21 protein-coding genes, 1 pseudogene and 1 other annotated feature are annotated in these 25,156 nt (G+C 54.0%); of the genes and pseudogenes, 13 read left to right on the top strand and 9 right to left on the bottom strand.

Annotated features, from left to right (window positions below; genetic code table 11):
• Nucleotides 1–374: 374 nt before the first annotated feature.
• Nucleotides 375–1,997, bottom strand: coding sequence for a response regulator (locus tag ACFPPD_RS22200; RefSeq protein WP_209744658.1), 1,623 nt, complete (start codon nucleotides 1,995–1,997; stop codon nucleotides 375–377).
• Nucleotides 1,994–3,847 carry a cache domain-containing sensor histidine kinase gene (locus ACFPPD_RS22195; RefSeq protein WP_209744655.1) on the bottom strand — a complete coding sequence of 618 codons (1,854 nt, stop codon included), beginning with the start codon at nucleotides 3,845–3,847 and terminating at the stop codon, nucleotides 1,994–1,996. Before ACFPPD_RS22195 ends, ACFPPD_RS22200 begins: the two co-directional genes overlap by 4 nt.
• Before the next feature lie 187 nt (nucleotides 3,848–4,034).
• On the opposite strand from ACFPPD_RS22195, the gene ACFPPD_RS22190 reads away from it, so the two are divergent.
• The 3 genes from ACFPPD_RS22190 (at nucleotide 4,035) to ACFPPD_RS22180 (ending at nucleotide 7,328) form a co-directional block, all read left to right on the top strand.
• Nucleotides 4,035–4,913: a carbohydrate ABC transporter permease gene (locus tag ACFPPD_RS22190; protein WP_209744652.1), complete on the top strand. Its 879-nt coding sequence runs from the start codon at nucleotides 4,035–4,037 to the stop codon at nucleotides 4,911–4,913.
• Nucleotides 4,913–5,755: a carbohydrate ABC transporter permease gene (locus ACFPPD_RS22185; RefSeq protein ID WP_209744649.1), complete on the top strand. Its 843-nt coding sequence runs from the start codon at nucleotides 4,913–4,915 to the stop codon at nucleotides 5,753–5,755. Before ACFPPD_RS22190 ends, ACFPPD_RS22185 begins: the two co-directional genes overlap by 1 nt.
• 235 nt (nucleotides 5,756–5,990) lie before the next feature.
• Nucleotides 5,991–7,328 carry an ABC transporter substrate-binding protein gene (locus tag ACFPPD_RS22180; RefSeq protein WP_209744646.1) on the top strand — a complete coding sequence of 446 codons (1,338 nt, stop codon included), beginning with the start codon at nucleotides 5,991–5,993 and terminating at the stop codon, nucleotides 7,326–7,328.
• A gap of 68 nt (nucleotides 7,329–7,396) precedes the next feature.
• Here the strand turns inward: ACFPPD_RS22180 and ACFPPD_RS22175 are convergent, their stop codons facing one another.
• The 4 genes from ACFPPD_RS22175 to ACFPPD_RS22160 form a co-directional block, all read right to left on the bottom strand.
• Complete coding sequence (locus ACFPPD_RS22175; protein ID WP_209744643.1) at nucleotides 7,397–8,527, bottom strand: MFS transporter; 1,131 nt, start codon at nucleotides 8,525–8,527, stop codon at nucleotides 7,397–7,399.
• A 112-nt stretch (nucleotides 8,528–8,639) separates the two neighbouring features.
• The gene (locus tag ACFPPD_RS22170) at nucleotides 8,640–9,623 is read right to left on the bottom strand and encodes a Gfo/Idh/MocA family protein (RefSeq protein ID WP_209744640.1); all 984 of its coding nucleotides are present in this window, start codon (nucleotides 9,621–9,623) and stop codon (nucleotides 8,640–8,642) included.
• Nucleotides 9,620–10,615 carry a Gfo/Idh/MocA family protein gene (locus ACFPPD_RS22165; protein WP_209744637.1) on the bottom strand — a complete coding sequence of 332 codons (996 nt, stop codon included), beginning with the start codon at nucleotides 10,613–10,615 and terminating at the stop codon, nucleotides 9,620–9,622. The genes ACFPPD_RS22170 and ACFPPD_RS22165 overlap by 4 nt, the downstream gene beginning before the upstream one ends.
• 36 nt (nucleotides 10,616–10,651) lie before the next feature.
• The gene (locus ACFPPD_RS22160) at nucleotides 10,652–11,515 is read right to left on the bottom strand and encodes a DUF72 domain-containing protein (RefSeq protein WP_209744634.1); all 864 of its coding nucleotides are present in this window, start codon (nucleotides 11,513–11,515) and stop codon (nucleotides 10,652–10,654) included.
• Nucleotides 11,516–11,765: 250 nt separating this feature from the next.
• Here ACFPPD_RS22160 and ACFPPD_RS22155 point away from each other — a divergent pair, with 250 nt between their 5' ends.
• The 10 genes and pseudogenes from ACFPPD_RS22155 (at nucleotide 11,766) to ACFPPD_RS22105 (ending at nucleotide 21,965) form a co-directional block, all read left to right on the top strand.
• Nucleotides 11,766–12,194, top strand: a complete 429-nt coding sequence (locus ACFPPD_RS22155) for a hypothetical protein (protein ID WP_378083382.1) — start codon at nucleotides 11,766–11,768, stop codon at nucleotides 12,192–12,194.
• On the top strand, nucleotides 12,191–13,276 hold the full coding sequence (locus ACFPPD_RS22150; RefSeq protein WP_209744631.1) for a phosphodiester glycosidase family protein: 1,086 nt from the start codon (nucleotides 12,191–12,193) through the stop codon (nucleotides 13,274–13,276). The genes ACFPPD_RS22155 and ACFPPD_RS22150 overlap by 4 nt, the downstream gene beginning before the upstream one ends.
• Before the next feature lie 99 nt (nucleotides 13,277–13,375).
• On the top strand, nucleotides 13,376–13,723 hold the full coding sequence (locus ACFPPD_RS22145; RefSeq protein WP_209744628.1) for a hypothetical protein: 348 nt from the start codon (nucleotides 13,376–13,378) through the stop codon (nucleotides 13,721–13,723).
• Between the two features lie 129 nt (nucleotides 13,724–13,852).
• On the top strand, nucleotides 13,853–15,127 hold the full coding sequence (locus ACFPPD_RS22140; protein WP_209744625.1) for an MFS transporter: 1,275 nt from the start codon (nucleotides 13,853–13,855) through the stop codon (nucleotides 15,125–15,127).
• A gap of 391 nt (nucleotides 15,128–15,518) precedes the next feature.
• Nucleotides 15,519–15,723 (top strand) — a binding site (T-box leader).
• A 41-nt stretch (nucleotides 15,724–15,764) separates the two neighbouring features.
• Entirely contained in the window at nucleotides 15,765–16,535 is a 771-nt protein-coding gene (locus ACFPPD_RS22135; protein WP_209744623.1) for a nucleotidyltransferase domain-containing protein, read from the top strand.
• A 714-nt stretch (nucleotides 16,536–17,249) separates the two neighbouring features.
• A pseudogene (locus tag ACFPPD_RS27000) lies at nucleotides 17,250–18,681 on the top strand (IS110 family transposase).
• A gap of 213 nt (nucleotides 18,682–18,894) precedes the next feature.
• Complete coding sequence (locus ACFPPD_RS22120) at nucleotides 18,895–19,356, top strand: MarR family winged helix-turn-helix transcriptional regulator (RefSeq protein WP_378083375.1); 462 nt, start codon at nucleotides 18,895–18,897, stop codon at nucleotides 19,354–19,356.
• Nucleotides 19,357–19,381: 25 nt separating this feature from the next.
• A complete protein-coding gene (locus tag ACFPPD_RS22115) occupies nucleotides 19,382–19,690 on the top strand; it encodes a luciferase domain-containing protein (RefSeq protein WP_378083372.1) in 309 nt (102 codons plus the stop codon).
• The gene (locus ACFPPD_RS22110) at nucleotides 19,683–20,555 is read left to right on the top strand and encodes a haloalkane dehalogenase (protein WP_209744614.1); all 873 of its coding nucleotides are present in this window, start codon (nucleotides 19,683–19,685) and stop codon (nucleotides 20,553–20,555) included. Before ACFPPD_RS22115 ends, ACFPPD_RS22110 begins: the two co-directional genes overlap by 8 nt.
• Nucleotides 20,556–21,284: 729 nt before the next feature.
• The gene (locus tag ACFPPD_RS22105) at nucleotides 21,285–21,965 is read left to right on the top strand and encodes a hypothetical protein (protein ID WP_209744609.1); all 681 of its coding nucleotides are present in this window, start codon (nucleotides 21,285–21,287) and stop codon (nucleotides 21,963–21,965) included.
• A 131-nt stretch (nucleotides 21,966–22,096) separates the two neighbouring features.
• Here ACFPPD_RS22105 and ACFPPD_RS22100 read toward each other — a convergent pair whose 3' ends face one another.
• From ACFPPD_RS22100 to ACFPPD_RS22090, 3 genes are read right to left on the bottom strand one after another with little or no spacing between them, the layout of a single operon-like run.
• Nucleotides 22,097–22,384, bottom strand: coding sequence for a late competence development ComFB family protein (locus tag ACFPPD_RS22100; protein WP_209744607.1), 288 nt, complete (start codon nucleotides 22,382–22,384; stop codon nucleotides 22,097–22,099).
• Between the two features lie 47 nt (nucleotides 22,385–22,431).
• Nucleotides 22,432–23,661 carry an AAA family ATPase gene (locus tag ACFPPD_RS22095; protein ID WP_209744605.1) on the bottom strand — a complete coding sequence of 410 codons (1,230 nt, stop codon included), beginning with the start codon at nucleotides 23,659–23,661 and terminating at the stop codon, nucleotides 22,432–22,434.
• Nucleotides 23,662–23,663: 2 nt separating this feature from the next.
• A complete protein-coding gene (locus ACFPPD_RS22090; protein ID WP_209744603.1) occupies nucleotides 23,664–25,100 on the bottom strand; it encodes an RtcB family protein in 1,437 nt (478 codons plus the stop codon).
• Nucleotides 25,101–25,156: the final 56 nt, after the last annotated feature.

Below are 25,156 nucleotides of genomic sequence, written 5' to 3'. Positions count from 1 at the left end.
GCTACTTTGGCGAGAGTTACTCGAATTCTTCGAACATCTCGCGAGAGGCGAGCCACTTTGGCGAGAGTTACTCGAAATTCTCGAACATTTCGCGTAAGGCGAGCTACTTTGGCGAGAGTTACTCGAATTCTTCGAACATCTCGCGAGAGGCGAGCCACTTTGGCGAGAGTTACTCGAAATTCTCGAACATTTCGCGTAAGGCAAGCCACTTTGGCGAGAGTTACCCGAATTCTTCGAACATCTCGCGTGCGGCGAGCTACTTTGGCGAGAGTTACTCGAATTCTTCGAACATCTCGCGTGCGGCGAGCTACTTTGGCGAGAGTTACTCGAATTCTTCGAACATCTCGCCCACACTTGCCCCCGCCACGCAGCCCCTACACCGACTGGCTCTTCCGGTATTCGTTCGGCGTCATGCCGGTCAGCTTCTTGAACACTTTGCTGAAATACTTCTCGTCCTGGTAGCCGACCATCTCGGCGACTTGCGCGATTTTCAGGTGCGGGTTGAGCAGCAGTAGCTTCGCCTTTTCGTTGCGGGTGCGCCCGATGCAATCCGAGACGTTCTCTCCCGTCTCTTGCTTGAACTTGCGCGAGATATACTCCCTGCCGACAAATAGATGATTGGCGATGTCCTGCAGCGTAATATCCCTATGATAGTTCGCTTGAATGTACTTGCCGATCTCGTGAACGAGATTGTTCTCCTTCTGCTGCTTCTCGGCGAGCAGCCCGGCTACCGCGAGCATCGCGCGGTTTAACTCCGTCTCCCAGCCCGTTAGATCGAGCTTTCCCGACCGCCCCAGCGGCGGCAGCTCGAACGGACGCGCGATGTCGGGCCACTCGAGCGCCGGCTCGTCTTCCTTGGCCAGCTCCCGAAGCCATTCGGAGCAAAATACGGTATATTCGTTCCACCATTGCTCCAGCTGTTCGACCGTCGCCTGCTTCTGCTCGCGAAGCGGCGCCAGCAGTTTGCCGACCGATCTCGCGATCTGATCGGAATTCCCGCTCCGGATCGCCAGCCGCAGCTCATCCGCCCCGTCGCCGAAACGAGCCGAAGCGATGCGGGCAGGAAGCCGCGCTCCATAGTGGATTCTCGCTTCCTCGTCCATCAGGTTGCTCGTCTTGATCGCCTGCTTCGCTTCCCGGTACGATTCGCCGAGCCCTTGCGGGAACGATTGCGCCGAGCCGATGCCGAAATGGACTTTGGCGCCGAGCGCCTGCCTGACGCCCGAGTCGATCTCCCGAAGTTTCTCCTCGAGCGTATCGACGTCGACGATCTTCCAGAACGCGATCAAAATCTCCTTGTCGCTGTTCCAATACCGGAACGCGTAACCTGCGTTATCCCGGCGAACGATCTCGTTGCAGATGTTCGCAAGCGAGTAATAGAGCAACTCCCGGTTGTCCGCGAACTTGCGCGCGAGCACCGGATCGATCCGTTCAAGGCTCAAGATCACGAGCCTGCACGGGCATCCTTGATCCAACCCGCCGAATTCCTGGCGGATCGATTCGCGCTCCGTATACATCGATGAAGGCTCCACGACGAGATTGGACAACAGCTTGTCCCAATAAGCGGGCTTCAGCCGGTTGACCTCGATCGACCGGCTGGTCGTCTCCCGTCTCTCCCGGTCGTCTTCATGCCAGCTCTCGACCGCTTTGCGCACCGTGTCCGTCAGCTGGTCCGCGTCGATCGGCTTGAGCAAATAATCGATCCCGCCGTGCTGAAGCGTATGGCGAACGAGCTTGAAGTCGTCGTGACCGCTGATGACGATCGTCTTGCTTCGGGGGGAATGCTCGCTGATCCATTCGAGCAGCTCGGAACCGGACAGGTTCGGCATCATCATGTCCATGAAGATGAGCGCGGGACGCTCTTGCCCGATCAGCCCGATCGCCTGCTCCCCGTCGGAAGCTTCCGACACCTTCGTGATGCCGAACCGCTCCCAATCGACGAGCATTCGGACCGCTTCCCTCACGTGTTTCTCGTCGTCTACGATAATCGCGTTCATGATCCTTCTCCTTCCGATTCCCCCGCGGAGTCATCCGCCGTTTGCGCCGGCAGGCGGAGACGGACTTGTATGCCGAAAGGCAACACGGGCTCGATGGCCATTTCGGCGGCTTCTCCGTAATGCAGCCGCAATCTAGCCAGTACGTTCGCGAGTCCGATATGGGCGATCGACGCGTCCCCCGCCCATCCCGGCTGACCCGCCTGCGCCAATTGACCGCGTAACGCTTCCAGCTTCTCGTCGTCCATCCCCGTGCCGTTGTCTCGCACGTCGATCTCGATTCTGCCGTCCGGAAGAGTCCCGGTGGCGACGGAAACTCTAGCCATGCCCGGACGAGGGATGAAGCCGTGCTTGAAATAGTTTTCGACGAGCGGCTGGATGATCATTTTCGGAATGAGCGCTTTGCGGGTCTCGTCTTCGATATTCAGCTCGTATTCGAACGTATCGTCGAACCGCTGCTTTTGCAGCTTCAAGTAAGCTAGCACGTAGTCCATTTCCTGTTGAATCTCCACGGTAACGTCGTTCGTCCGCATGCTGTAACGCATCATTTTGCCGAGGGACGTGATGAGCGAATACGTTTTCTGATCCCCGTTGTGAAGCGACTGGGTGGCGATCGACTGCAGCGCGTTGTACATGAAATGCGGGTTGATCTGCGCCTGCAACGCCTTGAGCTGGTTCGTCTTGTTGGCTAGCTCGAGCTTGTATTCGCGCAATATCAAATCGTTGATCGTCCCCATCATCGACTGGAAACGGCGGGCGAGAATGCCGAGCTCGTCTTTGTCGTCGATGTCGATGTCCTGCTGCAAATTGCCGCTTTCGATTTTCTTGACGTAGCCGAGCATCTTCTTGATCGATCTCGTAAACCGGATCGTGATATAAAGCGTTAGAGCGACGGCGACGACGAGGAACAGGCCGAATAGTAAGCTGTTGATCTTCGTGACGCCTCTGGCGCTCTTGTCGAGCGCTTCGTTCGGCGTCAGCTTGACGATCGTCCAATCCATGAATCGCGTCTGCAGCTTCTCGTAGAACACGATGCCCGAGAAGCCTTCGTTTTTCCAGTCGAAATGGCCGTGCGTCCGGGCGGATTCGCGAACGCGGGCGACCCAGTCGTCGTTCAGGCTTTTCCCCCAACGCTCCTTGTCCGGCGCGTAGACGATGTTGCCCTTCCGATCGAAAATATACAACGAGTCTCCCGGCGTTAGCAACTGTTCCCCGATGCTCTCGATCAAATCCATACGGATATCGATCGAGACGTAACCGAGGATCTTGTCCGACGGCGTTCTGACGATCGGCCTGTGGAAAGTGAGCACCGTCTCCCTCTCCTGAAGCGGAATGACGTTGCCCATGCCGTAATTGTGGCTCTCGTGAGGCGGTTCGACGTAAGCGGCGATCGCGGTAGGCGGCACGAATTCCGGATTGTACAAGTAGCGGTTAAAATCGTTCACCTGCAACATGGACATCCTGTCTTTAAGCGTGTACAAATGGATTTTGTAAAATTCCTTCACCGTTCGAAGCATGTTCATCAACTGGCTTCTGAGCGATTCCGGCGGTAACGTCGAATAGTCCGGCACGCCGTTCGGGCTTGTCCGGCGCTCCAGATTCTCGATGTACGTATAGAGCGACCCCATCTGGTTGATGCCCGAATAGATCGTTAAACTCGATTGATTCACGGCGTTCATGTAGTTGAGCAGATTCATTTTACCCAGGGACAGCGTCGATTCCGTGCTGCGGATCGCGTCTTTCGTGACGGAGCTCTTGGTGTAGTAGTACGAGATGACCATCGACGTGCAGATCGGAACGACGGTAGCGACGAGAAGCAAGACGATTAACTTCGAACGGATGCTATAGATCATGGCGGACACCCCCGGACGCGAACGATCTCGACTGATTGATAGCGGATGCAAGAAAACACCAACAGTGTAACAAGATCGATCAATATATTCCACCTTATTCGTCATGATCATCGGTAGTTGGGCTTCGGCGCGCGCCGCTATACTGAATTTATACTTGGAAGTCCGTATGAAAGGAGTCGGGGGAAACATGGGCAATCGCAAAAGAAAAGAATGGCTGCAGCAGACGGTATTCGTCGGCCCCGGGCTGTTGCTGTTTCTGATCATCGTTATCGTGCCGTTCCTGATGGGATTCTATTATTCGTTCACGAAATGGGACGGCATCCGGTCGTCGCCGACTTGGACGGGCTGGACCAATATGCGGATCCTGCTGGAGGAAAAAGCGTTCTGGACGTCCTTCCTGTATACGATCAAGTTCACGGTCGTGACCGTCCTCGTCTCCAACGTGCTCGCCTTCGCGTTCGCTTACGTGCTGACGAAAGGCTTAAAGCTGAAGAACGTCCTCCGAACGGTTTTCTTCCTGCCGAACGTGATCGGCGGCTTGCTTCTCGGGTACATCTGGCAGTTCATCTTCGTGAAGGGTTTCTTCACGGTCGGAGAGAAAACGGGAATCGGCCTGTTCCAAGAGCCTTGGCTCGGAACGCCGGCGACCGGCTTCTGGGGGACGGTCATCGTTTTCGTCTGGCAGTCGGCCGGCTACATGATGATCATCTACATCGCCGCGCTCGTCGGCGTGCCGAAGGACTTGCTGGACGCGGCCAAGATCGACGGCGCCGGAGGCTGGAAGCTCGTGCGCAGCGTCACGTTGCCGATCGTCATGCCGGCGATTACGATCTGCCTGTTCCTGACGACGTCGAACGCGTTCAAGATGTTCGACCTGAATCTCAGCTTGACGAACGGCGGGCCGGGAACGTCCACCGAATCTCTTGCCCTTAACATTTACCGGGAAGCGTTCACGAACAGCAACTTCGGTCTCGGCACGATGAAAGCGATGGTCTTCTTCTTCGCCGTCGCGCTCGTCACCGTCACGCAAGTGCTCATCACGAAGAGACGGGAGGTGGAAGCCTGATGGAGAGGATCAAAGAGAAATACACGCCAGCGCTGTTCGGCGTCGAAGCCGTCACGATCTTGATCGGCTTGCTGTTCCTCGCTCCGTTTTATTTTCTCGTCAGCAACTCCTTTAAGTCGTTCCGGGAAATTCTGATCGACGCTGCCTCTTGGCCGAAGGATTTCACGCTGGACAACTTCAGGAAAGCTTGGGAAATCATCGACTTCCCGAAGGTCGCGCTTAATTCGTTCATGATCACGGCGCTCAGCGTGTTGTTCATCGTGCTGTTCAGCTCGATGCTCGCCTATCGTCTCGTTCGCAGGCCGACGACGTTTAACCGCCTCGTGTTCGTCGTCTTGGTCGCCGCCATGATCATTCCGTTCCAATCGATCATGCTACAGATGGTCAAAGTCGCGGCGACGCTGAACCTGCACAATACGCTTTACGGTATGATCGCTTGTTACATCGGATTCGGCTTGCCGCTGGCGATGTTCCTGTTCCACGGCTTCATCAAGTCTGTTCCGCTCGAGATCGAGGAAGCGGCGGTCATGGACGGTTGCTCCCCTTACGGGGTGTTCTTCCGAATCGTCTTCCCGCTCGTCCGTCCGATCGCCGTCACCGTCATGATCCTTAACGTCCTGTGGGTATGGAACGACTATTTGTTGCCCGTGCTCATCATCGGCCGTAACGAAGAGCTCCGCACGATTCCGCTAGCCATCCAGTCGTTCTTCGGGCAATATACGAAGAAGTGGGATTTGGCGATGGCCGCGCTTACGCTTAGCATCGTGCCGATCGTCGCCTTCTTCCTCGCGTTGCAACGGCATGTCGTGGAAGGCGTCGCCCAAGGCGCGATCAAAGGCTGAATCTAACAAGTCAAGCTAAAACGCACTCAACGACTGACGGCCGTTGAGGCAGCTTTGCGGAGCTCGTTCAGAAAATGTCGCAAATGTAATTGCTAAATAATGAACGAGTCAACAATTTACACCATTTCGATCAATTTCGTCCATATCGCTCGCGATGAAGCCCCAACTATAATGAGCGTGTCGGACCAGCAAAAAGCGCATCCGGATCGTACAACAAATATGGGAGGTCTCATTCATGAAAAAAATCGGCTTACTCGCGCTAACGGCTACGATGCTTCTCCTTCTACTCGCGGCTTGCGGGAAGAACAACAACGATAACGGCCAAGCTTCATCCCCTTCCGCTTCGCCGTCCGCTTCCCCTAGCGCCAGCGAAACGCCGGCTTCGGAAGCGCCGAAGAAAGACGTCACGATCAAGATTTTCCAATTCAAAGTCGAAATCGACGAGCAACTGAAAGCGTTGGCCAAAGAATACGAGAAAGAAACGGGCGTGAAAGTCGAAATCGAAACGCACGGCGGCGGCGAAGATTACGGCGCGTTGCTCCGGGCGGCGCTCGCGGCCGGCGAAGAGCCGGAAATCTTCAACAACGGCGGATTCTCTTCCCTCGTCCCTTACATGGACCGCGCGACGGACTTGTCGGGCGAATCGTGGGCGAAAGACGTCATCGAAGTGGCGAAAGCGCCGACGACGGTGGAAGGCAAGCTGTACGGCATGCCGATGAACGTCGAAGGCTACGGACTCATCTATAACAAAGACTTGTTCGCCAAAGCGGGCATCGACAAGCTTCCGACGAACTTGACGGAGCTCGAAGCGGCCGCGAAGAAATTGAAGGACGCGGGCATCACGCCGTTCATGCTGACGAACGAATGGTGGTCGCTCGGCATCCACTTGGTCAACGTCGGAATCGCTAACCAAGCCGACCCCGCCCAATTCGCGAACGACCTGAAAGCGGGCAAAGCGACGTTCAAAGGCAACGCGATCATGGAAGAGTGGGTTAAGCTCGTGCAGCTCATGTTCGAATACGGCCAGAAAAACGCGGTAACGACCGATTACAACTCCCAAGTGACGGGCTTCGCTTCCGGCCAAGCGGCCATGATGCAGCAAGGCAACTGGGTGCAAGGCATGATCGACGGCGTGACGCCGAACATGAACATCGGAACGATTCCGCTTCCGATCAACGACGGTTCCACCGGTTACGTGTACACGGGCGTTCCGAACAACTGGATCGTCAATAGCAAATCCGCTCATCCGGAAGAAGCGAAGAAATTCCTCGAATGGCTCGTTACATCCGAGACGGGCAAACGTTATATCGCGACGGAATTCAAATTCATCCCGGCGTTCACGAGCATTCCGGCGGACGCGAGCGCCATCGGACCGATCGCGACCGAGCTGAACAAGCTGCAAGCGGACAATCCGGATCGCGTCAAAGGCTGGCACTGGGATCGTTTCCCGGACGGCACGACGCAAGCGTTCGGAGCGGCGATGCAAGAATTCCAAGGCGGCCGCATCGACAAAGACCAATTGCTCGAGAAGCTGGATAAAAGCGTAGCCGACATTATGGCGAAGCAGAAATAAGCGAAGAAGTCCCCCCGTCTTCGTAACGAATAAAGGTTGAGCGGATCCCCTCTCCGCTCAACCTTTTTCTATTTCTTCCTTAATATCGTCCAACCGAGCGCGAATCCCGCCAACGCGAGCAGCGCCATCCCCCTGTACAGGAACTCGCCGCCGTATTCGTCGATCAGCCATCCTCCGGCACTCGATCCGACGATGCCCGACACGCCGAAGAACGTCGCGGTCAGTACCGTTTGGCCGGTCGACTTCCACTGCTCCGGCACGATCCGGTACAAATATTGCATCGCCCCGACGTAGAACAGCACGAACGTAAAGCCCTGGAACACCTGCAAAGCGACGAGGACATAAGGCGAACCAACCATGGAACTAAGCAAAAACCGAACCGCGTACAGCCCCGCGGCGGCGGCCATCCAAGATGCTTCCTTACCCGGCTTGATCCAGCGGGAGCTGACCGCGAACATGACCGTCTCGGCGAGCGTCATGACGAACCAAGACAAGCCCGTCAGCCGGATGTCTCCTCCAAGCTGTTCCATATACAGACCGATGAACGTATCGTTCATCTTGTGCGGAATGGCGACAATGAGCACGAGCAGGAAAAACAGCCACGTATGGGACTGGAACAGGAATGTTTTCAAATGCTTCAAGGATGGTCTCGACGCGGACGCCTTCACGTCGGCGAGGCCCAAAGCGAGCAGCAGCGAGAGCGCACCCATTCCGAAGAATATCCAGCTCAGGCTTCCCATCCCCCACGTCTTCGTCGCGTATCCGGCCGTTAACGAGACGCACGCGTACCCGAGAGCGCCGAACATTCGGACGGAGCCGTACCCGACGTTCTCCCGCTGGGCCGTCTGGAAGTTCAAACTTTCGACGAGCGGATCGGTCGGCAAGTAGAAGACGTTCATGAGCGCCACGAGCAGGACGAGACTCCATGCCGCTTCGGTTCTGTAGAGCAGCATGCCGACGATCGTGGACGCGGCGAGCAGGAAGACGAGCACCTTCTTGATCGTCCGCGTCTTGTCGCTAACCATGCCCCATAAGGGTTGGGCGACGATGCTTACCAGGCTGCCGAAGCCGAGCATGAGCCCGATATGGGTGCCGGAGATGCCGACTTCCGCGCTATAGACCGGAAGGAACGAGATGAACAACGCGAATAAGGCGAAATACGAGAAATTAAACCCTTTCAGACGGGCGATGATGGACAAAACGAAAAAACTCCTTCTATATATAAGGTTGCAATAGCGGTGTGCGGTGCGCCGCAGGAATTCCGCAACCGCCAGTGCTTGCGCTGGCAGGCTCCCTTGCGGCCGGGCGGGATTAACGATCCGCCGGGAACGTCACGCCCATCTGCCTTCTCGCCTCGTCCATCGTCCGCAACGTCGCCAAGGAGACCACATGCGAATTCTTAGCCGACTCCATGGCTCCCCTCTCGATCAAGCCGATGAACTCCCGTACCTCGTACGCCATCGCGTTCTTTTCCTGGGGAACCGTCAACGTCTTCGACGTGCCGTTCCGGAAGCGGATTTCCGCGTAATCCGGCCGGCTGATCTTCTCGAATAAGATCGTTCCGTTCTCCCCTTGGATTTCCGCCTTGGCATAGGAATCGGTCATCTTCGAGTATTGCACGACCGCTTCCATGTCCGGATACTTGAGCAGCAATCCGCCGGCGACGTCCGCGCCCGCGGCCAGCAATCGGCCAGTCGCGACGATCCGCTCCGGCGCGCCGAACAACGACACGAGCGGATACAGGCAATAGACGCCGAGATCCATCAGCGCGCCGGCCGACATCGCCGGGTCGAACACGTTCGGCGACCCGCCCGATACGTATTCGCCGTAGCTGTCCGAGTATTGGCAGTAGCTTGCGAAATAACGGCGAACCGGCCCGATGTCGCCGAGATGCTCCCGGATCGCGAGGAACGTCGGCGTGAACGTCGACTTCATCGCTTCCATAAGCAGCACGCCGTTCTCTTTCGCCGCCGCTGCCATCCTCTCGTATTCTCGTGCATTCGATGCGGCCGGCTTCTCGATGAGCACGTGCTTGCCGCCTTGCATGCAGGCGATCGCTTGCTCCGCGTGCAGCGCGTTCGGGCTGGCGACGTACACCGCATCGACGTCCGGGCTTGAAGCTAACGCCGTCAAACTCGTGAACGTAAGGGGGATGCCGTGCTTGGCCGCGAACGCTTCGGCTTGCGCTTGCGTTCTGGAGTAGACGGCCGCGAGCTCGAAGCCTTCCGAGGATCTGCCCGCGTCGATGAAGTGATCCGTAATCCAGCTCGTGCCGATGACGCCGAATCGGATCATGCCCGTTCTCCGCGGTCTGCAGGGAAGACGAGACCGATTTGCCGGCGCGCTTCCTCTATGATTTCCATCGTTCTTATCGAGTTCTGCGGGGAATTGGTCGGTTCCTCCGTCTCTCCCCGCTTCAGCAATTCGATGAAAGCCCGAGCCTCGTAATACATCGGGCTATTGTCTTGAGGGCGGGTCAGCGAACGGATCGTGCCATCCCGATAACGGATCTCTACCTGCTCCGGACAATTGGCGGGTTGGAATACGATCGTGGCATGCTCCCCTTGAATTTCCGCGGGAGCGTACGAGTTCGTTATCTTCGAATACATGACGACCGCGTCCATGTTCTCGTAAGAGAGCAGGATGCTGCCTTCCCCGTCCACGCCGGAAGTAAGCATGTGCGCGTTCGCGCGAAGGCTGTCGGGCTTGCCGAACAGCGCGACGAGCGGATACAGGCAATAGACGCCCAGATCCATGAGAGAGCCGTTCGAGAATTGCGGATCGAAAGCGTTCGGCAGTTCTCCGCGCTTGAACGCGTCGTACCGCGAAGAATATTGGCAGTAACTCGCGAAGAACCGCCGGATCGTTCCGAGCTCGCCCAGATGATCGCGGATCGCTTCGAAGTTCGGAAGCTGGGTCGTCAGCATCCCTTCCATAAGCAGCACGCCGTTGCGCTTGGCGACCTCGAACATCTCGCGGGCTTCCGCCGCGTTCGAGGCGATCGGCTTCTCGACGAGCACGTGCTTGCCCTGCTCCATGCAGGCGATCGCTTGCCGGGCGTGGAACGAAGTCGGGCTCGCGATATAGACCGCCTCGAACTCCCCGCTCGACGCGAACCGTCCGATATCCGAATACCGATGCGGAATGCCGTGTTTATCCGCGAACTCGTCGGCCCGATCGGCCGTTCGCGAGTAGACGGCCGTCGGGACGAACTCTCCCGTCTCTCCCGCCGCCTGCATGAATCTTTCCGTAATCCAGTTCGTGCCGATAATGCCGAATGTCGTCATAGTTATGTATGTTCCCTTCGTCGAGTCGTCTTGTCGTTACATGTGAAACAAATCCAATTGCGTCGGAATGTCCGAGTCCGGGAATTTCGGCACGGGCAAGCCGAGTTTTCTCATGAAGCTTTTGGCGTTGCCCGCCGCGTGGCCACCGGAATTGTTGTTGAAGACGATGCCCACTTCGGAGGTACTTGCGAGCAGCTCGCGTACCCGCTCCGCCCATTCCTCCAGCTCGGCATCGCTATAGTCGTACAGATAACGAACTTCCCGCCAGTTGGCTTCGCCGCTATGGTTCCATCCGCCGGCGTTGCGGCCGTGGAAGCGAACGAGCGTGAAGTCCGGGCGCGATGCTTCCAGGACGATCGGAATCGAACCGATCCCCGCTTGCGGCTCGTCGCAGACGCTATGAATCCAGCCTTCCTCCCGCATGAACGCCATCGTCCGCTCGCGGAATTCGGGCTCGTACCAGCTTTGATGCCTGAACTCGAGCGCGCAAGGGAAGCCTTCCATTCGCCGCTTCGTCTCTCTCAGAAGCTTCACGTTGGGCTTCGAGCAATCGAACCACGGCGGGTATTGGAAAAGCGCCGCCCACAGCTTGCCCGATCGGATCAGCGGCTCTAGACTGTCGCGGAACGCCGCGTACATCTCTTCGTCGTTCGCATAATACGGCTTGCCGCGCAAGTGGCCGGTCATCCCTTGATACGCCTTCACGACGAAGCGGAAATCTTCCGGCGTTTCTTCCGCGTAACGCGCCATTCGGTCGGGAGGCTGAACCGCATAGAACGAACTGTCCATCTCCACGAACGGAAAATGATCTCCGTAACGGCTAAGCTTGATCTTCGCCGCCGTTCCCGCCTTGTAGAGGGAATCGTGGTCCCCCCACCCCGCCAAGCCGACCCGGATCATGGGCGGTACTCCTTTCGCTTCCGAGCTTTTTTTCATAACCTGAGTCTAAAACTTTATCCCATTCCCGGCAAGTTTTACCGCGAAAAGGTGAAGCGATCTAGCGTAATCCGGCCTCGTGCTATGTTACAATCGCATGACGGACGCAACTTTTCGACATGATTTTCGTTCATAGGGTAGTCCGTACATACTGAAGCCCCTCATTCGGGGCAACAAGAGAGGTGTCATCGACTTCGTTATGAGAGAAAGCGCAATGCAACGCACTTCGCCGGAAATTTACCGCGAAGCCTATCGAGAAACGCCGCCCAGAAACAAGAAGCGCGGCGCCTTCCTCTTTTTCCTCCTCCTATGGGTCGTTCTGATCGCTTGCGGAACGCTGGGAGCGAAATGGTACTCCGACCGGATCCAGCAACGGGTCGCCCTCGACGTCTCGCGGCAGACCGCCGCCCAAATCTCCGAGATGCAGCAACTTTACGACTCTCGGATCGCCAAGATGGAAACCGGCTATCAAGAACAAATCGCCAAGATGGAAAGCAAAATCCAATCGCTGAACGAGCTGCTCACGTTCGCCAAGGACAACGCGGACACGAAAACCGACAATAGCAACAAGCTGTACACGCAATTGGCGGAAGTGAAGAAACAGCTGGCCGATCTGAAAAAAAGCCTGGACGTGCTGAAATGAGCGAGCTGGCCGTACGTTCCTTGAACCGCACGTTGCTGTACGCTGTCGCTCCTTTCGCCGGTTTGCTCGTCTGGTTATTGCTCTCCAACGTCAGCGTCACGCTCTTGGAAGGCTCGTTCCCACGTCCCGCTTCCGATACGTCCGCGTCCGAAACGCCGGCCGCCGCGACCGAGACGACTCTCGCCAAGCTCGGACAAGCCGAACGGATCGCCAAAGGAACGGGCACGTCTCTCAAGAAACAGATCACGCTCTACAATAAGACGAACGCGGACATGAATGCGATCGCCGAACTGGCTGCTTCTCAAGCCGCTAGACCTTACGCGATTTACGATAAGAGAATTACGGGCAAGCTGGGAACGCCGTCGGCCACCATTCAATCGGACAAGCTGCGCGCGCAGCTCTTCTACCTCGGAACCTCGAACTTCAAGAGTTACGCGCTGAAAATAAAACTCAAGAAGGACGGCGCCATGAAGCTCGCTCTCGGCAAAGACAAGCAAGGCGGCTCGGAGACGACGCTGGCCGCGGTCAATCGCACCGACGCCGTTATCGGCATTAACGCCGGCGGTTTCGCGGACAGCGGAGGCAAGCGATACCCGCTCAGCACGACGATCGTGGACGGCGAATACGTCGGCGGGTTCGAAGCGAGCTACAAGGATTTGTTTTTCGTCGGTTTGAACGGTAGCAACCGGCTCGTCGGAGGCAAATTCGCAAGCAAAGAACAGCTCGACGCGCTGCAGCCTCAATTCGGCGCTTCGTTCGTACCCGTCCTGCTGCGGAACGGCCGGATGGCGGACATTCCGTCGAAATGGCAATCGAGTCCGAAACGCGCGCCCCGCACCGTCATCGCGAACTATAAGGACGATCAATTGCTCATCCTCGTCGCCGACGGCTATAACGAGAGAGGCAGCTCGGGGGCGACGCTTGCGGAAATGCAAATTTTACTTCAGCGATTCGGGGCTTTGGACGGTTACAACTTGGACGGCGGCGGATCGACTTCGCTCGTCTTCGGAGGCAAAGTCATCAATCATCCCTCCGACGGGCAGCTTCGCAAAGTGCCGACGAACTTCTTGTTCTTCAAATAAACGTTAAACCTGCCGGGCTCGATCGCGGACCCTAGCCGAATAATCCGATCCGTCGGCTCATACCTTTCATGATAAGCCTTACGTATGGAGGGATCCGATATGGAGCAGAAAAAACTAGCCAGATTTTGCGAGTTGAAGGCGCAGCATAAGAAAATCGAAGACGAGCTCGAATCGCTGCGCAAAGAAATCATCGCCGCTTACTCCGCGGACGCGCAATTCGAATTGGAAGGGTGCACTCTTAAGCTCGTCTATCAAGACAAGCGGCAGTACGACGACGTTCGCCTGTTCGAGGCGGTGCCCGATCCGGAGCTGTGGAAGGCTCTGTTCAAAGCGGATTCCGTCAAGATCGGCGCGCTTCTGAAGGCGAATCTCCTATCGGAGAAGGCGCTGGAAGGCACATACCGCGTCGTCCGCACGCCGTACTTGTACGTTCATTCGCAGCCGTAAGTCGTCGTCCGCACCCGCCCCCTTTGCGCGAACCCGATCCGGCCCGGCAGCTTTTCCCTTCCATCGCCCTTCCCCCGTTGTGATACAATGTTGGGATCATCCAGTCTAGAAACGAACGAAGGTTACGGCATGAGATGGTTTCGCCAAGCGAGAACGGACGTGCAAGGATGGAGCCGCGGCGTGCGGATGTTCTTCCTTGCCAACGTTCTCTATCAGATCGGCAACGGTATGTTTACGGTACTCTATAATTTGTACGTGGATTCGCTAGGTTTCGGCCAGAACACGATCGGCTCCATCGTTAGCGTGCAGTCGCTCGCCGCCGCGTTGATGATCATCCCCATCGGGCTTCTAGGCGACCGGTCCAGCCGGAAAACGATCCTCGTCGCCGGCATGCTCCTGACCGGCTTCGCGTACGTGGGCAGCTCCTTCGCGGAGACGGGGCTCGCCTTGCGAGGCTTCGCGATCATGTCCGGCTTGTTCACGGCGTTCTTCCAGGTGACGGCCGTTCCTTTCCTCGCTTCGAACTCGGACAAGCATCAGCGGTTGCGGATGTTCAGCTTCCACTTCTCCGTCATGCTCGCTTCCCAAGTGGTCGGCAGCTTGGCCGGCGGCTTCCTCGGCGATCTGCTTCAAGCGATCGGTTGGAGCGAGACGGCCAGCTTAAGAAGCGCGCTGTCGCTCGGCGGCTTGCTCAGCATAACGGCTTGCGTGCCGCTGCTGTTCGTGAAGGAGCGGACGCACGGGGGCGGCTCGGCGAGTAAGGCGGTTCTGGCGCCGGAAGACGCGGCGATAAGCGAGGAATCCGCGGACGCGGACGGCCATCGCCGGGAGTGGCGCTTGATCGCGCGGCTGACGTTCGCGCAGCTGTTGATCGGCTTCGGCTCGGGCATGGTCGTTCCTTACTTGAACGTGTACTTCACGGACAGGTTCGACGTCTCGCTGTCCGCGATCGGACTGCTCATCTCGCTCGGGCAGATGATGACCGTCCTCTCGATGCTGATCGGACCGTCGCTCGTCGGCAAAGTCGGACAAGTGCGCTCGGTCGTTATTTTCCAACTGCTGTCGCTCCCGTTCCTGCTGCTCACCGGATTCACGAACGTTCTGTTCGTCGCCGGCGTCGCCTTCCTGTTCCGGCAAGCGCTCATGAACGCGGCCAATCCGATCCAGTCGTCCATTCTCGTCGACCGGATCTCGGACTCCCGCCGGGGCGTCGCCAACTCGCTCACCCAAACGGTATTCATGCTCGGCTGGGCATCGATGGGACAAGTGCAGCCCCACCTCATCTCGCGTTACGGCGCGTACTGGGGTTACGTGCTAACGTTCAGCATTACCGGCGCCTTGTACGTGACGTCGGCGATCTATTTCTACTTTGTCATGAAAGACAGTAAAAACCGTCAGGGTTAACTTGACGGTTTTTTGTTTCTATTTCTGTTTTTGCGTTTGTGTAACTATTCCGCCGGTACGAACCGTTTGCTCGGCTAGTCCAGCCAACGCTTCCATTTGTTCGATGAAAATAAAGTATTTTCTTAGTGCTTAAGTTAAGATAAGTCCCCTGTTTAAGCATTACATGCTACCCGCGTAAGTTCTTTAATAGGTGATTGGAAATGGAATATAATGAGGAGGACGTAGCCCAAGCGAATGCGCGGGAGCGTTCTTTTTATTGAACTACCATGAAAGAACGTATTAACTTTAATGCTCTGTGGTGCAGAAACAGATGCATGGATGGCTAACGGGCAGTTATCTTGAGCAAGTTCTTGACTAAGGTGACGGGAAAGAGTAATATTTAACCAATATCCGTAAATCAATGATGGAACAAAAGTAAATCATTAAACTCTTCACAGGAAAGGGTTTCATGACTGAGAAAACCCTAGAGTACTGATTGAAAATGCCAGTTCCAGAGTATGGCTAATACCCATCGGTTTGACCCGTTATAGTCAATTAAGGTGGCTGTGTGAAAATACAGCAACCTGGGTGGTACCGCGATTAATATCGTCCCAGAGCATTTGGCTTTGGGGCGTTTTTTATTTTGGGAGGAGTCTATATGATATTAGAAAAAGTTATAAAAAGAATTGTAATACAAAGTGAATATAAGGATTTTGTTGATAAGTATATAGATAATATACTTATCGAATTTAAAGGTAAGATTCATAGCATTTATATGTGTGGCTCGATTCCAAAAGGAACTGCTAAACCTTTTAAGTCAGATGCAGACTTTACTATTGTATGTGTAAATCCCAATGATATTGATTACGAAAGATTGTCAAATATTAAAGACAGGCTGTTGGAAGAATATCCATTACTAACTAAGATTGATACGATAATTTGCTCGATTGACGATGTATTAAGCAAACCAAATGAGTGGGGTTTTTGGATTAAGATAATTTGTGTTTGCATATATGGTCATGACGTTGGTGAAAAAGTACCACCGATAATTATTTCTCCAGAGTTCATTTTAGACTTAAATACAGAGACCAAGGAGGAAGTAGATCGTGTACGTAGTTCACTTTCTAATGCTAGTGATAACACAATGAAAACTAGATATATTAAAGGTTACTCTAAGAGATTAATTCGTGCATTATACTCTTTAATTTTAGAAGATACAGGTGTATGGCAAGATGACATTATTAAGATGAAGAATGCCATATTAAACTATTGTGAGATTGACTCCGCTTTAGTTGATTATCTCTATGCTTGTTACTTGGATAGTAATAATGTACTTGTTGAAGAGTTTCTGGGAATTGCAGATGAAGTATATAGCTATTTTGAGAACGCGTTAAATGCAATGGCTGCTTCCAGAACTTCCTTCGACTAACACCATATTGACGCTTCGGGTCACTCTGAGAAGCGAGTGACCACATTCAGCCCCCTAAGCCCGTAGGGACGTCACTGCATTAGGTGTTCGGCAAGCCTCACAACTATAAGCAGCGACTCTAATTAAAACATAAGACTATTGAGCTAACGGCGAACGTTAGTTCAATAAATAGGCTTTTACCACTTTTGAGCAACATGCTAAAATACATTAGTGCCAGTTAACCTCTGAGTCTAATGTGGAGCTTAGAAAGACTTCTATAAAGTATTTGTGGTAACTGGTACGGTATTTAGAAGGAATTAGCCCCTATTATGGAGTATATATTATTGTGCAGTGACCTCTCAGGGAACAACCGCCCAGAATAGGTTTGGAGCCGGCAGGACATCCTCCTGGACTTCTTTAACAGAAATGAGGCGCTCCAAGTTTTTGGCACTGCACATTTGATGATTATTCAACCTGTCGAAATGACAGGTTTTTTTGCATAGATAAACAAAGAACTTAACAGAGAAAGCAGGAAATTGTTTCCTTCTGTCGAAAGAACTTAACAGAAGCCCTTTAAAGTTATTGAGGCGGATTCTCGACCTCTCAGTTTATTATGGGTAATGCACCGAATCTAAAACCTGACATGCTACATTGGGCCCATTGTGGAGCTCTTAAGAAAACTTGGTTAATCTGGTGCAAATGAATCGAACAGGTGATCATAAGTTGAATAATTTTATGCTTACGGATACGAGCATTATTGAAGACCGAGACAACTCAAGAGCTTTTTATCCCTTCTATGTTGGAGTAGATATTGGCTCGGATTTCCATGTTGCTGCTTGCATTCCATTTGAAAAGTTCCGCAGTGAGAAGGAATGGAAACGCAGTAAAACAATGAAGTTTAACTCGGATAGCCAAGGGATTACAAAGTTTATCCATGCTTTAGAAGATATTCAAGCACAATTCGGGTATAAACCCCAGGATTTCTTTGTATTACTGGAACCAACGGGTGGGCATTATTCATATTTAGTTGTTAGAGTTCTATTAGATCGAGGCTATTCTATTTATCAGGTTGAAAATAAAGCTGTAAAGGATTTTCGTGAACGCCAGCTAGGACTTAATGAAAAATCCGATGAAATTGATGCTAGGATTATGGCCTATATGGGATGGCACAAAACCCTTCATCCTGATATGCGTTCGGTGCGAATAGTTCGTCCTGCAAGTGCAGAGCAGGTTTTATACCGCACATTAACTAGGGATCGCTGGTTACTTACTACTCAATTAACGAGACGTAAGAATCAAGTCCAGCAATTATTTTCTGTAACTAATCCTGAACTTAAACGAGCTTTTGAAAAAAACAGGTGCGTTAAGTGTCCTCAAATTAGCTCTGAAGTATCCTACAGCGCAAGAAATGGCCAAGGTAACTCAGGATGAACTTAGGCAAACTCTAATAACAAATGGTGCAAAAACTACTGCTACAAAAGCCTCTATGACCTTGGCAGAACTGTTACCCAACACATTAGCCTTGAACATTCCACACCTAGCTGAACGGCAAACGTGGCTAATTGAAGAAGCTTTACGTATAGATGAAGCGATAAAAAGCATGGATAAACAGATAGCTTCCCTGCTTTATGGTGATATAGAAAAAGGATATAAACCTCATCCTTATACAAAGATACTTATGTCCTTTCCTATCATGAGTGAATCTATGGCCTGTACATTTATCGGCGCTATTGGTGATATTGAACGTTTCTCAACATATTTAGAGCTTAAAAAGTACCTTGGTGTAGCTGCGGAGAATAAAATTTCGGGCACATCCGTTTTTAAGAGTAGGCAGACATACGAGGGTGTTAGAGATACTCGCAGAGTTCTATTCTTAATGACTTTGCTACTAATATCTCCAAAAATAAGTGAAAATAGTTTTCGTGTTTACTATAAGCGTTTAGTTGATCGAGGAATGGCGAAGAGAAAAGCAATAGGGCATGTATGCGGTAAGATTGCCCAAGTTTTATACTCATGCCTTAAAAACAATGAACCGTATGATCCTTTCAAACACGCGAGCAAAATGGGAGTAATCCTTGACGGTGATAAAGTAAGATTAAAGATCCCAGCTAATTTAGAAGATTACGAACGCCAAGCGGATGAGTTAGCAGATGACGATGTCTTATAAACGCCAGCATCTTACACTGTCTTAGACTGAACATAAATAGCCCATTGCCATGTAAAATTGGAAATAAGAAGCTTCCAAGATTACGGTGATGGGCTCATTTACATTTTCTAAGCACTACACTACATTAGACTCGTGCGGCGGTAGTTGCAATAACATCCTATTCGGTGTATCATGAAATTAGTTGCAATAACATCCTATTAAAGGAGGGATAATGTGGGCGAGCATTGGAGGCAGAATGACAAGGGCGCAGCGGAATCGCACGGTCAATACATCTCAGCTATCTACCGACACATGCAGGTATTGATCTCAGCCGAGTTGGCACCATATCGCATCGGAAGCGGACAGTATATTTTTCTGATGGCAATTGCGTTTCGGCAACCAATCACTCAGAAGGAACTAAGTGAGAAACTGCTCATTGACAAAACGACTACCGCCAAAGCGATTACCAAGCTGGAAGCAGAAGGTTACGTACGGAGGGAAATCGATCCCGCCGACAACCGCTATCATCTGCTTTATTTGACGGACTCGGGACGTGAGGTGGTACCTAAGGTGCAGGAAGCGCTGGCCCGCGTTAAGAACAAAACACGGAAAGGTATTACCGATGAAGAGTATGACTTGTTAGTAAGCTTGCTGAAAATCGTGCTTCGCAATCTGACCGAGAAGGAGGAGACGTAAGATGAGCGGGTACGGGAGAACAGACTTGACGGAAGAGCTGTTAGCTTGGGCTGACGTTACAATGCAACCTCATCGGTTCGGAGGGGTGGAATTTCAGCTAAACGAAACGGAAATCGGGCATCTTCACGGCAACCGCTTGTTCGACCTGCTTCTGCCAAAATCCGAACGCGATCGGTGGATTGAAGAAGGGAAGGCAAGTCCGCATCATATGTATCCCGATTCAGGCTGGGTATCCGTTTATTTGAATACCGAGCAAGATATTGCTTGTGCCATTGAAATCGCGCGTTCTAAATATGATCAAATAAAATGGAAGGGCGAGATGAAAAATGATTAACGCGGCATTCCCCTATGGGAAAAAGCGAATTCAAGTATTCGGATTAGAGATGGCATATGTGGATGAAGGAAGCGGCGATCCGATCGTCTTCCTACACGGCAATCCGACATCCTCCTATCTTTGGCGCAACATTATTCCTTATGCCCAGAAGTTTGGCCGCTGCATTGCGCCTGATTTAGTTGGGATGGGAGATTCCGATAAATTACCGGTTAGCGGTCCTGACTCCTACAGCTTTTTTGAGCATAGGAAATATCTCGATGAGCTTCTCGACAAACTTGGAATCCATAAAAATATCATTTTCGTAGTACAAGATTGGGGTTCGGTTTTGGGCTTTGATTGGGCACGGCGACATCCTGGCGCTGTAGATGGCATTGTTTATACGGAAGCACTTTTCCCGGGTAGCTGGAGCGAGATATCGGAACAAGGGCGGAAAATCTTTCAGGCATTGCAATCTTCAGAAGGAGAAAAGATGATACTGGAACAAAACTCTTTTCTCAATGTCAATCTTCCTGTTAATATTTTACGTGAGTTAACGGAGGAAGAGGTGGCGCAGTATCACCGACCCTTTATCGAACCAGGCGAGGGGCGTCGTCCGATGTTATCTTGGGCACGACAACTTCCTTTTGATAGCGATTCGGCGGTTGCCGAAATTATGACAGCTAATGGAAATTGGTTAGCGCAAAGTCCCATTCCAAAACTATTCCTCCATACGGAACAAGGAAGAACTACACAATCTCACTTGGATTTTTGTCGCAGTTGGCCTGAACAGACAGAAGTCACGGTGCCGGGAATTCATTATCCAATGGAAGATGCACCTGATGAGGTTGGGAAAGCCCTTGCCGTATGGCTGAAAAATTTGAAATAACGTTACGTTTAACGAATTTATAGGGTGGACAAACGCCGCCCCGCGTTGCACAAAAGACAACTGTTTCTCAACATTACCCGGTTTTCGATGAAATGGGCTGAAATTCATGCTCTTTGGCGGGTGGCGCACTCTCGCTCTCGCTCCCGTAATCCCCTCCCTTCATAGGCCCCTTGCCACGCCAACCTGCATGGACTACAGTTTGATTCGCCATTTTCCTCATCATCGCCCAACAACCTGCATCTACTACAGTTTAAATTTCGTAAATAGCTCATTTTCGCGCTTTCCTTGGTATCAAACTGTACCCCTGCAGTTTGATCCGCTCGATGCAGCCGATTACCGAAAACAAACTGCACTTTTGCAGGTCGATGGAAGAATGTTAGACCTGCACGCACAACGCCCTCCCTACTCGCAAGCCAACTCGTAACCCCAACTCGCCCACCGTACCAATCCCACGCGACTTCGGCGTCCGCTGTGCGCCGAAGAAGCTTTGCGGAGACGATTCCGTTCACGAAAAAGCATACCGCTAATTAATTCTGATTCGTGCACAAAATAGGCCAACCAGAAATCTCCGGCTGATCTGATCATACGAAAAAAGCGTCTCCCGGCGGCGCGTAATGCGGCTTGAGGACGCTTTTTCTAATCGTTTGGACGGGGCGATACTTTTGGCGCGGCTTGAACGTAGATAAGAGGTCTAGTTAAAGCCAACCCGTTAAAAGGAGTGTTCTGTTCATGCGCGTCAAAAATGGAATTTTTGTCCTCGCGATGTCCTCCGTTCTATTGTTAACCGGCTGCGGAGGCGGCTCGAACGGCGATTCTCAGGCGAACGCCGCCCAAGGAAACAACGTTCAACAACAAGGTAACGTCCAAGGTCAAGATCAGGGTCAAAGCCAGGGGCGCTCGCCGATGATGGGCGCGGACTTGCTCGGCAAAGTAAAGAGCATATCGGGGCAGACGGTTACCGTGTACAAGTCGTCTTTTACGCCGGGGGCGAGAGGTCAGGGCGGCGGTCAGCGGCCCGAAGGGCAAACCGGATCCGGCGACCGAAGCAACGCGAACGAAGGGGATCAGCCGCCGGCAAGCGGCGATTCGAACGGCGGCAACGCAGGCGGCGATCCGGGAGCGGCTCCGTCCGGGCAGAACCGTCCGAACATGGCGAACATGTTCTCCGACGAGACGGTCGATATCCAAGTGACCGATGCCACGAAGATCGTCAAGACGACGTTCGAGAACAATGAACGCAAAGAAACCGCGCTGGCGCTCGCCGACCTGAAAGAAGGCGATATCGTAAGCGTCGATCTGGAAGACGGCAGCCAGAACGCGGTCACGATCACGCTCGGTCAAGGCGGATTCGGCGGGGCCGGCCGGAGAAACGGCAATAACGCGCAACAAGATCAACAACAATCGCAGTAACGCGGCGCGGGCAACCCGACTTGCGGCAGACTCGCGGCGGCGCGCAGTCCGAAACCAAAAAACCGTCAACGCCCCTCCCGGGTACGTTGACGGTTTTTTTGCCGCTCCTATGCGGATTCGGCGAAACGACTTTATGAATGGTTGGGATGCTCCTCGATGACTTGAACCGCCTTCGCCAATTCCCGTAAAATATCGGATTGCAGCTGCGAATCCTGGTATAGCGCCTTAACGAACGCTTCGCCCGCCTGCGTCGACGTATAACGGGGAGGCACGCGGTTCAGCGTCAGCGACAGGACGTCCACCCTGCATTTCTCGCAGCCGCATTTCAAGATGCCGGCTTTCTCGAAATGGTCCTCGAACATATGGCTGACGATCGGCTCCATCACGTTGAGCACGGGCAATTCCCTGGAAGGTATCATTCGCAAGCACGCTCCAATGATAGTCATTGATTATGGAAGTGCCCCCATTATACCACAAATCCGACTTTGTCCCTGTCCTCTTCCTTAGACAACCATGCGCCTTTGCGGTCCTTGCTCAAGTCCGCCTTCATCTCCATGACCATAAGGTCGACGTCGATCGCCCCCTCGTCGTGCGCCTGAAGCGCGAGCGCCACGTACAGCTCGCCGAGCTGCGCCAGCGAGAAACCGCCCGTCCTGCGCGCCGCGTAAGCGACCGCCGGCTCGTCCGCGAACTTCCGCATGCCCCGAAGCGTCAAGTACGCGAAGCGCAAGCTTTCGTCGGGCAGCTTTACTTCGTAAGCGCGGTCGAACCTCCCCGCCCGGTTCATGAGCGCGGGATCGATTTTCTCCGGATAGTTCGTCGTGCCGATGAGGAAGATGCCGTCCTTGGAAGTCGCGCCGTCGAGCGTGTTCAGAAAGTAGGAACGGCAGCTTTCCGGCATCGAATCGATATCCTCGATGACGAGCACCGTCGGCGCCAGCCGCGTCGCCGCCGCGAACACCTCCTGGATCGATTCGCTGCTCGTGTACTCGGTAATTTGCCAATAGTTGACCGGCGCGTCGATGCTGCCGACGATCGATTTCACGAGCGTCGTTTTCCCGTTGCCGGGACTTCCGTACAGCAGAATGCCCCGTTTGTAAGGCACGCCGTACGTTTGGAAGAACGAGCGGTCGTTCGAGAAAAATTCGTCGATCGAGCGGAAAATCTGCTTTTTCAGCCCTTCGTCCAAGACGACTTCGTCCCGCGACACCCCGTACGCGATTTTCTCCCTCGTCCTCGAAAGCCCTTCCCGCGTATCCGTAAAGACGCCGATTCGGCGATCGTTCAATTGCCGCTCGCGCAAATCCTTCAGCATCAGCAGCAAGCTTTCGTCGTCCTTGGCGTAGACGATATCTTCCAAGCCGATGCCGTGCGCCCTCAGCATCGGAATTCTGGCGAATGCGATGCCGAAACGCGGATAGCAGAAGACGTTGTTGCGCAGCGTCGGCCCGAAGTCGACCTTGAGCGCGTCGTCGTCCGTCCGGGACACGAACCTTCTCGTCTCGACGAGATCGTAGATGCTCATGACGTGTTCGGCTTCCGGGCTCCCGCCCAGAATATCTTCCGACACGTCGTCCCAGATGTCGCCCTGACCTTCCTGCAAATACAGCCCGAACGTACAGCCGTACTCCTCTTCCAGCTTGCGCAAGATCCGGTTCGCGGTAGGAATATAGTCGAAATATTGCTCCATGTTCATATTCACACCCCCTTGATCGCGGCCAGCGGACGGCACTTGGCGACGACGGAGGCGAGCCCCGCGCCGACGACGCTGTCGATGATGCGATCGATATCTTTATAGGCTTGCGGACTTTCGTCCAAAATGGCTTCGAGAGACTTGTGGTTAACGACGATCTCGTGTTCCTTCCCGATCCGCATCGACGCGGCGAACGCTTCGACCGGCACGAGCTGCTTCGTCGCGTTGCGCGAACGAACGCGGCCCGCCCCGTGACAGATCGAGAAATGGTTCGCCGCGCCTTCCGGCCGCCCGACCATCAAGTAGGACGCCGTCCCCATCGATCCGGGGATGAGCGCAGGATGTCCCGTCTCCCGGTAAGGCTCCGGATTGTCCGGATGTCCCGGCGGCAGCGCGCGCGTCGCTCCTTTGCGATGCACGAGCAGCTCCCGATCTTCATGGCTCTCTTCCCATGCATAGTTGTGCATGAGGTCGTACAGCGTGCTCATCTCGAATTTCGGACCGAGCACGTCGCGGAACGCCTCGCGAATCTCGTAGGAGATCAGATGGCGGTTCGCGACGGCGTAGTTCAGCGCCGAGTACATGAGATTGACGTACGTTCGCCCCGCTTCGCTGCCGAGAGGAGCGAAGATCAGCTTCGGATCGGCCGTCCCCATGCCGAGCTTGCGCATCAGCTTGGCGATTTCCGAGCCGCTCACTTGATTGACCGCGCCTCCCCAGGCGCGGGAGCCGGAATGGATCATGACCGCGATCTGACCGTCGAACAAGCCCCATCGCTCCGCGAGCCCGCGATTCTCTTCGGCGATCTCGATCCGCTGGATCTCGGCGAAGTGGTTGCCGCCGCCCAGCGTGCCCAATTGGCGGAACGCCCGGTGCCAGGCCGCTTCCGGCACGCGGTCGAGGACGCTCTCGTCGAAGCGGAACCGGCTATGCTCGACGTGCGTGAGCGACGTCGCTTTGCGCGGCGTATACGCGTCCGGCACGTATTTTTTCGGCAGGCCGTGCAATCCCTTCGTCACGATTCGTTCCAGCCTGAATCCGTCGTAATGGCCTCGCTTATGCTCCTCGGTCGGCAATCGCGACGCGATCGCCTTCACGAGCTTACGGCGCGTCTTCACGTCCCGAAGCTGCTCCGCGTCCAAGTTCGTCAAGTGCATCCGCATGCCGCAGCCGATGTCGCTTCCGACGATGGACGGGCTCACGAACGCCCGATCTTTGTCCCAGACGGCCGTCGTTCCGATGCACGTGCCGACGCCGACGTGGACGTCCGGCGTGTAGCTCATGTACCGGATGTCCGGTATTTGCAAATTGTTGTTCGCCATCTCGAATACTTTGCCGCCGAGGTCGCCGAACAGCGCCTCTCCGGCGTAGACGTGCAAGTCGCCCGCGGGCAGCTTCACTTGCCGGTAAAATTCGTTTTCGTTGTTATCGTGCTTATCCATGTTTTCCATCATTTCCTTATCGTTGTTTTGGGTGTAGAAAAAACAAAAAAGACCGC

Origin of the sequence: Cohnella suwonensis (assembly GCF_042655365.1) — a bacterium.
Lineage (GTDB): Bacteria > Bacillota > Bacilli > Paenibacillales > Paenibacillaceae > Cohnella > Cohnella suwonensis.
Note: the sequence above shows the minus strand (reverse complement) of the source record. Positions and strands in the feature narration are given on the sequence as shown.